This window comes from Congregibacter litoralis KT71, from assembly GCF_000153125.2.
GTDB classification, from domain to species: Bacteria; Pseudomonadota; Gammaproteobacteria; order Pseudomonadales; family Halieaceae; genus Congregibacter; species Congregibacter litoralis.
In genome coordinates, this window is record NZ_CM002299.1 from 265676 (window position 1) to 277403 (window position 11728).

The 11728-nt window shown below is 57.0% G+C and carries 12 protein-coding genes; 6 read left to right on the forward strand and 6 right to left on the reverse strand.

Features of this window, described 5'->3' with window-relative positions:
* Window positions 1-12: 12 nt before the first annotated feature.
* From KT71_RS01250 to KT71_RS01260, 3 genes are read right to left on the reverse strand one after another with little or no spacing between them, the layout of a single operon-like run.
* Window positions 13-378 (reverse strand): DUF1428 domain-containing protein, encoded by a 366-nt coding sequence (locus KT71_RS01250; protein ID WP_008293326.1) that lies wholly within the window; start codon window positions 376-378, stop codon window positions 13-15.
* A gap of 14 nt (window positions 379-392) precedes the next feature.
* A complete protein-coding gene (locus KT71_RS01255; RefSeq protein ID WP_008293325.1) occupies window positions 393-1115 on the reverse strand; it encodes a hypothetical protein in 723 nt (240 codons plus the stop codon).
* Window positions 1112-2149, reverse strand: a complete 1038-nt coding sequence (locus tag KT71_RS01260) for an LLM class flavin-dependent oxidoreductase (RefSeq protein ID WP_008293324.1) — start codon at window positions 2147-2149, stop codon at window positions 1112-1114. The genes KT71_RS01255 and KT71_RS01260 overlap by 4 nt, the downstream gene beginning before the upstream one ends.
* Window positions 2150-2280: 131 nt before the next feature.
* On the opposite strand from KT71_RS01260, the gene KT71_RS19960 reads away from it, so the two are divergent.
* Window positions 2281-2667 (forward strand): cupin domain-containing protein, encoded by a 387-nt coding sequence (locus KT71_RS19960; protein WP_023659775.1) that lies wholly within the window; start codon window positions 2281-2283, stop codon window positions 2665-2667.
* Between the two features lie 179 nt (window positions 2668-2846).
* Complete coding sequence (locus KT71_RS01270) at window positions 2847-3029, forward strand: PLDc N-terminal domain-containing protein (RefSeq protein ID WP_008293321.1); 183 nt, start codon at window positions 2847-2849, stop codon at window positions 3027-3029.
* A gap of 35 nt (window positions 3030-3064) precedes the next feature.
* Here the strand turns inward: KT71_RS01270 and KT71_RS01275 are convergent, their stop codons facing one another.
* Complete coding sequence (locus KT71_RS01275; RefSeq protein WP_008293320.1) at window positions 3065-3556, reverse strand: Lrp/AsnC family transcriptional regulator; 492 nt, start codon at window positions 3554-3556, stop codon at window positions 3065-3067.
* A gap of 377 nt (window positions 3557-3933) precedes the next feature.
* On the opposite strand from KT71_RS01275, the gene leuA reads away from it, so the two are divergent.
* Window positions 3934-5619: a 2-isopropylmalate synthase gene (gene leuA, locus KT71_RS01280; RefSeq protein ID WP_023659776.1), complete on the forward strand. Its 1686-nt coding sequence runs from the start codon at window positions 3934-3936 to the stop codon at window positions 5617-5619.
* A 51-nt stretch (window positions 5620-5670) separates the two neighbouring features.
* Here leuA and KT71_RS01285 read toward each other — a convergent pair whose 3' ends face one another.
* The gene (locus KT71_RS01285; RefSeq protein WP_008293317.1) at window positions 5671-7017 is read right to left on the reverse strand and encodes an alanine/glycine:cation symporter family protein; all 1347 of its coding nucleotides are present in this window, start codon (window positions 7015-7017) and stop codon (window positions 5671-5673) included.
* Between the two features lie 133 nt (window positions 7018-7150).
* On the opposite strand from KT71_RS01285, the gene KT71_RS01290 reads away from it, so the two are divergent.
* The 3 genes from KT71_RS01290 (at window position 7151) to KT71_RS01300 (ending at window position 9506) form a co-directional block, all read left to right on the forward strand.
* A complete protein-coding gene (locus KT71_RS01290) occupies window positions 7151-7591 on the forward strand; it encodes a VOC family protein (RefSeq protein ID WP_008293316.1) in 441 nt (146 codons plus the stop codon).
* Window positions 7578-8609, forward strand: a complete 1032-nt coding sequence (locus tag KT71_RS01295; RefSeq protein WP_023659777.1) for a DUF6279 family lipoprotein — start codon at window positions 7578-7580, stop codon at window positions 8607-8609. Before KT71_RS01290 ends, KT71_RS01295 begins: the two co-directional genes overlap by 14 nt.
* 282 nt (window positions 8610-8891) lie before the next feature.
* On the forward strand, window positions 8892-9506 hold the full coding sequence (locus KT71_RS01300; protein ID WP_008293314.1) for a DUF4082 domain-containing protein: 615 nt from the start codon (window positions 8892-8894) through the stop codon (window positions 9504-9506).
* A 406-nt stretch (window positions 9507-9912) separates the two neighbouring features.
* Here the strand turns inward: KT71_RS01300 and KT71_RS01305 are convergent, their stop codons facing one another.
* Window positions 9913-11346: an IS1182 family transposase gene (locus KT71_RS01305; RefSeq protein WP_008295794.1), complete on the reverse strand. Its 1434-nt coding sequence runs from the start codon at window positions 11344-11346 to the stop codon at window positions 9913-9915.
* Window positions 11347-11728 lie beyond the last annotated feature (382 nt).

An 11728-nucleotide genomic window follows, 5' to 3' on the forward strand; every position in this document is an offset into this window, starting at 1 on the left:
AAAGCAGGGGCCCTAAAGTTCGACGATGCGTTTAAAGCCGCCATAGATAAGACGGCTGCCATCAAAGGGCATCGGATTCTTCTGGGTGTTTAGTCGATCATCCTCAAAGGTGTCGGACATCATCGTCGCCATTGCGGCTTCGCGGGTGTCTTTGTCTGGCCACTCGACCCATGCGAACACAATGGATTCGTCGGCTGTCGCCTGTACGGCTTTGCGCATATCCGTGGTGCTTCCTTCGGGAACATCGTCACCCCAGCACTGGACTACTCTCGTTGCGCCCATCTCGATGAAGATGCTGTCGCTGGACTGTGCGTAGTCGATGTACTTTTGTTCATTCGCCGTCGGCACGGCAATCAAATAACCGTCGATGTAGCTCATTTGCTTCTCCGTAGTCAGGGCTTTTCGAGCAACCTTTGTATTTCTTCGATGGCCTCTAAAACGTAGCGATACTCATCCAAGGTATGGTTCATGTTGGCGTAGCGATACTCAAGGGTCGTGCAGTAGGCCCGATCTTTGAACAACTGAGTGAAAGCCTCGGAATCCGGGTTTGAGGGTTTTGTTGCCCGTGGCCAGGGCGTGCCGTCCTTACCGTTGTTTCCGTGAGCCAGCCCTATTCCGTGTTTGGAGTAGAAGGGCAGAAGTTGCTCCCTTACGAGATCAGCGCTGGCCAGTTGCGTGTCGGTCAGCTCATCAAGATACCGATCCCAATCGGCGAGCTTTTTACGCAGTTCAATATCGCTGATGATTTCGATCCGCCCAGCGTTAATGAGGGAATCGCGAACGCTGGATCCAAGATCTGTCGTTACCGGGACAAGCGATGCCCATACTGCGTCATCGATACTGACACTGTTTTCTTCGTAGCTGCCCACTGCGCAGGCTTCGAGAAGCGTAGCGATACCGCGAAGAAGCTGTTCATGAAAGTCGATCTGCCGACTAATATCTTTGAAGTGTTCGTCATACTCCGCGTTGAACCCCAGCAAGCTGTCTTTCTCGTAGCGGCGCTCTTTCTGTTCGTCCCACCAGGCATCGATAGCAAACGCCAGAAGAATGCTCGCAACAATTGCGATGGACTCCGCAAAGAGTTTTGGCCACTTGATGGAATCCGGCTTAGTCACGCCGACGTCAGCACCGCTTCTTCGGTGCTCTGCTGGGTACTCTTTTCGGTATTCTGCCCCATGGCCTCAGCCAGCAGCTCGAAGGAACGCACACGTGCCTTGTGATCCCAGATGGCCGCCGAGACCATGAGCTCGTCAGCAGCCGTTGCGTCGATCAAGGTTTGGATCTTCTCGCGAATGGTTTCCGGCGATCCATAAAACGAGCAGGCGAGCATGGACGATACCTGGGCTTTTTCCGCAGGCGACCAGAAGGTTTCGATGTCGTCGATGGGCGGTGGCAGCTTGCCCCGGCCGCCGCGCACCATGCGGGTGAAGGTCTGCTGTGATGAGGTAAAGAGGCGCCTTGCTTCGTCTTCGGTGTCGGCAACGATTGCGTTGCAACTCACCATCACCCGGGGGCTGGCAAGCTGCGCCGATGGCTCGAAGCGCTCGCGGTAGATGTTGATAGCCTGATGCAGGGCCTGGGGCGCGAAATGCGATGCAAAAGCATAGGGCAGTCCCAGCATGGCAGCGAGCTGGGCGCCGAAGAGGCTCGACCCGAGTATCCAAAGGGGTACGTTTGTGTCCTCGCCGGGGATTGCACGGAGGGACTGACCGTCCTGGCGCGGCCCCAATAGCGCCTGTAACTCTACAACGTCCTGGGGGAAGTGCTCTGAAGCGTCGGCACTGCGGCGCATTGCACGCAGGGTGTTCTGGTCCGTGCCCGGAGCGCGGCCAAGACCAAGATCGATGCGGTCCGGGTACAACGTGGCCAGGGTGCCGAACTGCTCTGCAATCACCAGGGGAGAATGGTTGGGCAGCATCACGCCGCCAGCACCCACCCGTATGCTCCTCGTGCCGCCGGCAACGTGGGCGATGCACACCGCGGTGGCGGCGCTGGCGATACCATCAAAGTTGTGATGCTCGGCCAGCCAGAAGCGATGATAGCCCGCAGCTTCCGCATGCTGTGCGAGGTCGAGAGCATTGGCGAGGGCATCTGCGGGGGTAAAGCCCTCGCCGATATTGGCAAGATCGAGTACGGAGAGTTTAGTCATGGGGGGAGTCTAGGCTCGCGACACCCTACACACAAATGCGTCGACGCAGGTTCAAACGTAGAGCGATTTGATTTGATGACGCAATGCAATGGTTACAATGAACCGTCGAATCACTCTTGGGAGAAAAGTACATGCGGCGATCCGCAATCTTAGCGCTGGCGGCCGCCGTGAATTGCGTCGGTGTGAGTGCCGGAGATCTTCCCGGTCCCCTCGAGGCCGGTTGGGATGGCGAGCCGGTTTGCGAGAAGCTCCACGAAGATGACAATCTCCGGGTTTTGCGCTGCAGCTTTCCTCCAGGGGTAGGCCACGAACGCCACTATCACCCTCCTCATGTGGGTTATGTGATTAGCGGCGGAATCATGGAGATAACGGATGCCGACGGCACGCGTACGATGGAAATTCCCGACGCGTATATGTTCTCCAACCCTGATGGGATTCCCTGGCACGAGGCACTTAACGTGGGAGAGCAGGAGTCGACCTATTTGATGATTGAGCCCAAGCAGGCAGCTAAGCAATAACGCCCGGAGAATACTTTGACAGCGGGCGCACCGGAACGGGTTGCGGAGAATCCTGGGAGCGCGTGGCGTATAATTTGTGCATTGCGAATGTCTGGATTACCAAGATCAGTTCTTGGCCAGGCGATGGAAATCCGTCAGTCAAGCAAACAAACAAACAAACAGATAAGGAGTAGATGTAAGTGGGTATAGAAGTCAGCGGTATTTTCGGACTCCTCGTTCTCATCGCCGACGTGTGGGCGATTATCAACGTTTTGCAGGCGCCAAACTCCATGGGGTCGAAGCTCCTATGGACCCTTGTGATTCTGTTGCTCCCCGTTATTGGCGTTTTGATTTGGTTTTTCGCCGGTCCGCGGGCCCGCTGACCTTTCATAACGCCGTCAAGGGCTTCCTGGGCCGCCTAAGTCTCCCGGGCAGTATGCTCCAGGGGTAGTGCCGTGCGCTGAACCACGCGGCGTAACACGAAGCTGGAGTGGACGCCGGTCACACCGGGAATACGCGTAAGCTTGCCCAGCAAAAATCGCTCGTAGTACGTCATGTCGGGCACCACCGCTTGCACCAGATAGTCCGAATTCTGGCCGGTTACCACATTGCACTCGATCACCTCCGGATAATCCCTGACCGCCTCCTCAAAGGCGTCGAAACGGTCCGGGGTATGCCGGTCCATGCTGATACTGATAAACGCCGTCAGGGTGAGTCCAAGCTGCTGTTGATCAAGGAGCGTGACATGGCCCCGGATGAGTCCCGACTCCTCCAGGCGTTTCACCCGTCGGGCACAGGGGGTCGGAGACAGGCCGATGGCAGCCGCCAGGTCCAGGTTGCTGATGCGCGCATCGGCCTGGAGGTGCTGGAGAATCCGTCGATCCAGACGGTCGAGCTCAGGCGCGGGCACTATAAAATCTCCAGTGATTTGTTTGATGATAGCTACTATAGCTAATAAAAGGCCATTTTGAAGTGATAATCTCTCTATATAGGGCAGATTACACCGTAGTTTGCAGTAATTCCCTACGCGACCCCGCCTATACTGTGGGCTCTGGTGCAAACGTTGCCCCGCCGCTTGCGAGCTACCCCTCGGTCAGCGTCGGCAATGCTCACAAGGTACGCCTGCCGGGCAACGTCGCCAGCCTCCACCTCAGGCATTACCCGTGAGTCCTGTGGTTAAAAAAAACGTTTCGGGCCTCTGGCCATTCGGTCGGCACAGCGTCGGCGCTTACCCGCTCCGCGCTGTTAAAATACCGACCTCAGCTTCACATCAGCACGGAATTCGCCATGAGCCGCTTTGATCACCGCCGATACCCCACTTTTGCCCCGGTGCCGATGACGTCCCGTCGTTGGCCCGACCGGCAGATTCGACGCGCGCCCAACTGGTGCAGTGTGGATCTGCGCGATGGTAATCAGGCGCTTATTGAGCCCATGACGGCGGCGCAGAAACTGCGTATGTGGGAGCTCCTGGTAAAACTGGGCTTCAAAGAGATTGAGGTTGGCTTTCCCTCGGCCTCCGGCCACGACTTCGCCTTTGTGCGCAATCTCATCGAAAACAAGCGTATCCCTGCCGACGTCACGATTCAGGTCCTTACCCAGGCCCGTGAGGAATTGATTGCCCGGACCTTTGAGTCCCTTGAGGGCGTGCCCCGGGCCATCGTTCACGTATATAACTCCACGTCTACGGTGCAGCGTGAGCAGGTTTTTGGTCTGGACCGAGAGGGCATTAAAGCCATCGCCGAAAACGGTGCCCGCCTGGTAAAAGACTACGCGGGTCGTTACCCGAATACCGATTGGACCTTCGAGTACTCCCCGGAGAGCTTCACCGGTACGGAGCTGGATTACGCCGTGGAGGTTTGCGATGCGGTCACCAGCGTCTGGCAGCCCACCCCGGAAAAGAAATGCATCATCAACCTGCCGGCGACGGTGGAGATGAGCACCCCCAATGTCTACGCGGATCAGATCGAATGGTTCTGTGACCATGTCGCGCGGCGGGACAGCATTGTTCTGTCTTTGCACACGCACAACGACAGGGGCTGCGCCGTAGCCGCGGCCGAACTGGGTGTCATGGCCGGCGCGGACCGCATCGAGGGCACGCTCATGGGTAACGGCGAGCGCACGGGCAACATGGACATCATCACCATGGCCATGAATCTTTACAGCCAGGGCGTCGACCCCGAGCTGAACCTCGCGGGCATGGATGAGATTATTGAGACCGTGAAAGCCTGCACACAGTTGCCCGTGCATCCCCGCCACCCCTACGCAGGAGAGCTGGTGTTTACCGCCTTCTCCGGCAGTCACCAGGACGCCATCAAAAAGTGCCTCGCGCGGCGGGAAGGTGATGAGACCCGGCCGTGGGAAGTGGCTTACCTGCCCATCGATCCCGCGGACATTGGCCGCTCTTATCAGGAAGTTATCCGCATCAACAGCCAGTCCGGTAAGGGTGGTGTTGCTTACGTTATGCACGCGGATCACGGCTACGACATGCCGCGATGGCTACAGATCGACTTCAGCGCCACGGTGCAGGCCTATGCAGAAGATACTGAGGGTGAGGTGGGCTCTGAGGCCATCTACAGTTTGTTTCAGGAAACCTATCTTCCCGATTCACCGCGCTGGCGTCTCAATGATTACCAACTGCGTCGTGCAGGGGGTGTCGATAATCTGGAGCTCACCATCCAGGACGGCTCCCAATCCCGTCAGTTGAGCGGCACCGGTAACGGCGTGGTGGCGGCCTTTGTGGATGCCCTGGAGCGCTTTGTGGGCAAATCCATTGTGCTGGTGGAGTACAGCGAGCACGCTCTGTCCCAGAGTGCCGATGCCGAAGCCGTGTGCTATATCCAGCTCAATATTGAGGGAGATCGCAGCTGCGGCGTGGGACGTAGCCACGATATCGTCCAGGCCTCCCTCCTAGCGATTCTGGGCGCCCTTAGTCGTTCTCCGGCGCTGGCAGATACCAGCAGCGCCGCCGCTTAAGCGAGATGATGCCTGCATCCAAAAGCTTTAAGGCGTAAGTAAGCGATTACTTTAGTAGGGGTGGCGAGCGAAGTACTCCCGGGCTGCCGCCATGACCTTGGGTGCCAGCACCAGGGTGCTTACCATGGTGGGTATTGCCATCAGTCCGTAGGCACCGGAAATAATATTAAACACCATGTCAATGCTGACGCTGGCGCCGACGATCACGGTGCCCACAAAGACCCAGCGAAAATGGTGCTGCACCTCCGCGCCAAATAAGAACCCGAAGCACTTCGCGCCGTAGTACCAACCCGTGAACATTGTCGTGGTGCTGAGAATCAGCGTGACAAACGCCAGGGGTATCAGGCCAAAATGCCCCATCTCGCCCACAAAGGCGTTGGCCGTCAAGGTGATACCGGAGAGCTCCCCCGGAACCTGCCACTGCCCCGTGAGAAGAATGACCAGCGCAGTGCAGGTGCACACCAGGAGCGTGTCGATGACCGGCCCGAGCATCGCTACCAGGCCTTCGCGGATGGGTTCGTTCGTGCGGGCCGCGCCGTGGGCCATCACTTCGGTGCCCACCCCCGCTTCGTTGGAGAATGCGCCCCGACTGATACCGATCAACAGGGTGCCGATAAAGCCGCCTCCCGCCGCCTGCGGTGTAAACGCTTCGGTGACAATGCTGGCAAATACCGCGGGTACCAGTGCAGCGTTGCTGATGATCACGTAGAGCGTCATCAACATGTAGACCACCACCATGCTGGGAAGCACGGCGACGGCGACCTTGGCCACACGAGGAAGCCCCCCAAAAATAACGCCGGCCACCAAACAGGCGATGCAGATACCGATGGTGGGACCACCCCAGCCAGGCATATTGCCGTTGAACACCGTGTCACCGATCAGTGCCGTGAGCTGGTTGGCTTGAAAAAGCGGCAGCGTGCCCACGAGCCCCGCCACGGCAAATAAAATCGCGAGGGGATAGAACTGCCTGGGCAGGGCTTCACGAATAATGTACATGGGCCCGCCCTGAAGCTTGCCCATGCTGTCCTCTCCGCGGTACATCACACCCAGGGAGCAGGTAAAAAACTTGGTGGCCACGCCCACGAGCGCCGAAATCCACATCCAGAATACGGCGCCGGGGCCCCCTGCCACGATGGCGAGGGATACGCCGGCAATATTGCCGAGGCCCATGGTGCCGGACAAAGCTGCGGCCAGTGCCTGGCCGTGGGAGAGTTCACCAGCCTCGCCCGGCGTATCGTGGCGACCGAGCATGATGCCGACGGCATGGCCGAAATGTCTATAGGGCAGTGCCCGGGAGTAAAACAGAAAGAAAATGCCGCCCCCGAGGAGCAATGCGACGAGGGGGGTACCCCAAACCGCGTCGACAAACCGTTGGGAGAATTCTTCTAGCGTGGGCATGTTACGGCCAAAGTCAGCAAACGCAGCACATTAGCACAGGCTAAATGAGAGTTGCCGCTTCCCCTTGGCAAAAGGTTCGCTATGATTCCGTCTGCTACACGCTTTCAACTACCGCTAAATATCCGGAGATCCCATGCCAAGTACAGCATTCCATTTGGCGCTTCCCGTGGACGACCTTGAGGCTGCCGAAACTTTCTATGGCGGCATTTTGAGTTGCCCCCGGGGCCGTTCCTCGCCTCGCTGGATCGACTACGATTTTTACGGTCATCAGCTCGTGGTCCACAAGGTAGCGAAGGATGATATGCCGGCGGTGGCGCGCAATCCCGTCGACGGTGAGGCTGTGCCGGCGAGCCACTTCGGCGTGGTCCTGGACTGGGATGACTGGGATGCCCTCCAAAGCCGCCTGAAATCAGCCGGCGTGGATTACGCCATTGCGCCCACCACCCGTTTTGCCGGGCGCCAGGGGGAGCAGCGGACCTGCTTTGTACGCGATCCCGCCGGTAATCATCTGGAGTTCAAATGCTTTCGCAATCCCGAGATGCTTTTTGCTACGGAAGGCTTTGACTACGAGTAGGCACGGCATATCCCGGGGAGCACGACTGTTCTCCTGGCGCGGGGGTCTGCTGGGAGCCTGTCTGCTCCTGGTTACAGCCTGTAGCAGTACCACTCTGGTCTACAACCGTCTCGACACTATTTTGCCCTGGTACCTCGGGCGCTATGTGGATCTCACGCGTAGTCAGTCCCGGGCATTTGATGTGGGGCTCGAGGTTATTCTCGACTGGCATCGGCGGGAGGAGCTGCCGCGCTATGTAGATTTTCTGGACAGCGTTGAACAGGATCTGGAGTCACCCTTCACCGTGGCAACCCTGGAAAGTTACGCGGACCGCGCCGAGGAGGCGTGGTTTCGAATTCGGGATCCGGGGCTTGAACAACTTTTGGAGCTGGGCGCGAGCCTCAGTGACAAACAAATCCGCGACTTCATGAAGGTGATGGAAAAAAAGCAGCGCAAATATGAGCGCAAATACCTCGATCGTGATGATGAGGAGATGCGCGATGATGCTTTTGAAAATCTCGAAGAGACGCTCGAAGATTACCTCGGTCGATTAAATGATGCGCAATCCGACCGGCTCCGGGTTGCCGCCGATGAGCTTCTGCGCTCCGATGAGGTCTGGCTGGGTGAGCGCAGGGCCTGGATGGCAGCTCTGGATAGGGAGCTTGAGCGGGAGCCGGGGTGGCAGCAGCGCGTAACGACGATTGTCCGTGACTGGGAAGACAATCTGGATCCCGATGTTCAGGCGCTCTACGACCGCAACAGAAGCATTGTGCTGTGGGCCATCGTCGATGTGGTTAACACTCGAAGCGAAAAACAGGATGAGCGTTTGCGCAAGAAGATTGCTGATTTTAAAGAAGACTTTGAACTGCTCATTAGTCAGGCGAAAGCTTCGGAGCAGGGACAAGAATTGCTCCGCAACGATGCTCTGCTCAGACCGCTGTGGATCCCCAGACAAGAGCTTTTTGGGATGATTAAAACAAAGGCGTTGACGTCCGCTTCCGCCTATTTTGAGTCGTTCACAGCCCCTGGGAGTGGATGACCGCTTCTGACCCACTTCTGCCGGTTAGGCTGGAAGAGGTGTCAGGTTTCTTTGCACCTCCAATATCGGTCATTCGCTATTAGGCGGCGAATATGGCCGTTTACGCCACATATCCGAAGTTGCCGGGCTACTCAGTGTCGGGAAATTTAACAGGTGGGTCATAAAAGTAGAGGGCCACGTCAGAGCTTCGCCGGTAAAAAACTGACTGATATAGGTTATCCAGTGATGGGCATGGATCATGCATTGTTTACTCCATTTGTTAGAGAATAGGAGTTGATAAGGATGATGCGTTACTTAGCAGGGTTACTTTTTGGCCTAACGTCTACAATCGTCGCTGCTGGCCCGATCATAGACCTCACCACACCAGGAGCAGAGTTTGGCTCGTCGAGTTATACGTTGGGGTTTGAGTTCGCAGTAAGCAGCGCAATCTCTGTGACTTCTCTCGGAGTTTACGACTCAGGCGCTGATGGCCTGGAAGAGAGCGCTCAAGTAGGTTTGTGGTCGAACGCTGGAGACTTGTTAACGTCGACACTTGTTCCTGCGGGCACCGCTGGAGAGCTCGACGGATTGTTCCGGTTTGAGTCAATCAGCCCATATCTGTTGAGTGCGGGGCAAACGTACGTAGTTGGCGCGTATCTTGGTGGTGCCGGTATCGCGTCTTCGTGTGACACGGGCCAAGGGGGTGCGTGTGCGATTGATCCGCAGGTTAGCGTATTCAATGATCGTTATTCCCCTTTCGATTCCACCTTCGGCTTTCCGACGCAAACAGACAATACTGGCGGTGTGTGGCTTGGCGCTAATTTCCGCTTCGAAGAGGCATCGTCCGTGCCTGGCCCGGGCAGCCTCGCCCTTGTAGGCTTAGGACTTCTCGTCATGGGGCTTCGTCGCGAGGCTTAAGACCAAACCTGACATGGCCCGCTATCGCGGGCCCCTTCTACTGTCAGGCTCTGGACGATCACCAACGACAGGCTCGCCCCAACCTAGGAGTCTGCGACGTCTGCTATGAGGGGGAAACTGCCGCAGAACCGGTGCGCATCAAACTTGCACTGTTGGCCTATGGCGGTCCTAAAAACCATTTTGTTTACTCTCCATCGACCGGCCGCTATGAGGTCAGACTGTGTCAAAACTCGCCTCGGTACTTCTCGCACCGATTTGCTGCGCACAGCAGATCCGCTCGACTCACTGAGAGGCCCTTGCGGCGTCGCAGATTTCCTTGGCAGTTATTCGGTTTTCAAAGCGCGTCGCTCAGAATCGCGCACACGCGGCCTCAGATTATAGATTTCTAGGCGCAAAATGAGGCTGCTTAGCCCCTTATCGCCGCCATCAGCGGCACAACACCAAACATCTGCAACATCCGTTTGGGGTTGTAGGACAGGACATGCAGGCTCATCTCCGTGCTGACGTGTTTGAGCGTCTTCATCTGGAAGTGCGTCGGCCCCAACCAGGACTTGATCGTGCCAAACGGGTGTTCCACCGTGCTGCCGCGAATGCGCATGCAGTTCGACAGACGGTCCACCCGATCCTCCATCGCCTCCAGTATCTCTTCATGTTCCCAGCGACCCATACGGCGTTCCTTGCCCGTCGTGCATTTTGGCTTTAGCTCGCACTGCGGGCAGGCCGACGACCAGTAACGACGCATCGAATGCTCTTTTGAGTTATCTGTGAACCGATAGATCAATCGCTCGCCGGCAGGACATTCGTATTCGTCGTCTTCCGGCTGGTAGACAAAGTCTGCTCGAGCAAACAGTCCTTTGGCCTGGTTGTTCGAGGTTTGAGTCTTGGGCACGTAGGTCGTAATGCCAGCGTTCTCGCAGGCCAATATCTCGGCCCCACTAAAGTAACCGCGGTCCGCCAGTACCGACAGGTCCTCGCGGTCGGTCGCTTCTTTGGCTTGGAGCGCCATGTTGGCCAATTGCGAACGGTCGTGACCGATGTTGGTGACTTCGTGGGCTACGATTAAATGGTGCTCTGTATCCACAGCGGCCTGTACGTTGTAGCCGACAATCGCTTTGCTGCGCGCTGCGGTGGACATTACGCGGGCGTCAGGATCAGTCAGGGATATCTGTTGGTCCGGTGTTGCCAGCATCCGGACCTCCAGCTTTTTTAGTGCCTGAATCTCCTCCTTGAGCGCCGCGATTTTACTTTCCAGTCGATCGGTCTTGGTGTGACTGGCCTCACTGTCGCGCCGGTCGGCGCTGGCGATCTGATCCAGATAGCGGGCGATGCTGTCGTCGATCTGCTCCAGGCGTCTCTTGATCTTGGCTTTGCTGAAGTTGCGATTGCGGTTGTTCACCGCTTTGAACTTGCTGCCATCAATCGCCACAAAGGCATCGCTGAATAAATTGAGCTTGCGGCACAACATGACGAACTCTCGACACACCAGGCGAATGGCTTCACCGTTGTTCTTGCGAAAGTCAGCGATGGTTTTGAAGTCCGGCGTCAGTCTGCCCGTTAACCACATCAACTCGACATTGCGCCCGGCCTCGCGCTCTAACCGGCGAGACGATTGGATGCGATTGAGGTAACCGTAGATATAGAGCTTCAGCATCATCGCCGGGTTATAGGCGGGTCGACCCGTGACGGCGGGAATTGTTTTGAAACCCAAACCGGAGAGGTCCAGCTCATCGACGAACACGTCGATGACGCGAACCGCGTTCTCTTCTGCGATGTAATCGTCAATGCGTTCAGGAAACAGCGTGGCCTGTGATCGGCTTTCGCCCTCGATGAATCCACTCATGGCAGCAACTCTTCAGCGAGAAAGTTGAATCATATCTCGGTGAGAAGTTTTCACACAGTCTGAGGTGTTTTGAGCCATTGCTGCAATCTGTTCAAACCTGAAAATCGACTTGCACACATGATTTTGGCCAACTGCAGCAAGCGCCCCATTCGTGGCGACTGATACCGAGCGCCCCCGTCCCATGCGCCTCCGAAGTTAGCGAGCGACAATCATTTCCTGTAGGTCTGCCTATACCTCACTCAATTTTTGTTGGATCCGGGATGGTCTTGCGTATGTTGGCATCCCAGCGCCAAGGATGGCATCAGCATCGCATCAGTCGATGCTCAATTTGAGTCGAATTCGAAAGAGCGGCGGCCGCTGGTAGGGTGGTTGTTAACTTACC

Bases quoted from the DNA above. Each gene is read 5' to 3' on its own strand.
- KT71_RS01285 (WP_008293317.1), bottom strand. From the start codon at position 7,017: ATGCCCACGCTAGAAGAATTCTCCCAACGGTTTGTCGACGCGGTTTGG.
- KT71_RS01290 (WP_008293316.1), top strand. From the start codon at position 7,151: ATGCCAAGTACAGCATTCCATTTGGCGCTTCCCGTGGACGACCTTGAG.
- leuA (WP_023659776.1), top strand. From the start codon at position 3,934: ATGAGCCGCTTTGATCACCGCCGATACCCCACTTTTGCCCCGGTGCCG.
- KT71_RS01250 (WP_008293326.1), bottom strand. From the start codon at position 378: ATGAGCTACATCGACGGTTATTTGATTGCCGTGCCGACGGCGAATGAA.
- KT71_RS01300 (WP_008293314.1), top strand. From the start codon at position 8,892: ATGATGCGTTACTTAGCAGGGTTACTTTTTGGCCTAACGTCTACAATC.
- KT71_RS01260 (WP_008293324.1), bottom strand. From the start codon at position 2,149: ATGACTAAACTCTCCGTACTCGATCTTGCCAATATCGGCGAGGGCTTT.
- KT71_RS19960 (WP_023659775.1), top strand. From the start codon at position 2,281: ATGCGGCGATCCGCAATCTTAGCGCTGGCGGCCGCCGTGAATTGCGTC.
- KT71_RS01305 (WP_008295794.1), bottom strand. From the start codon at position 11,346: ATGAGTGGATTCATCGAGGGCGAAAGCCGATCACAGGCCACGCTGTTT.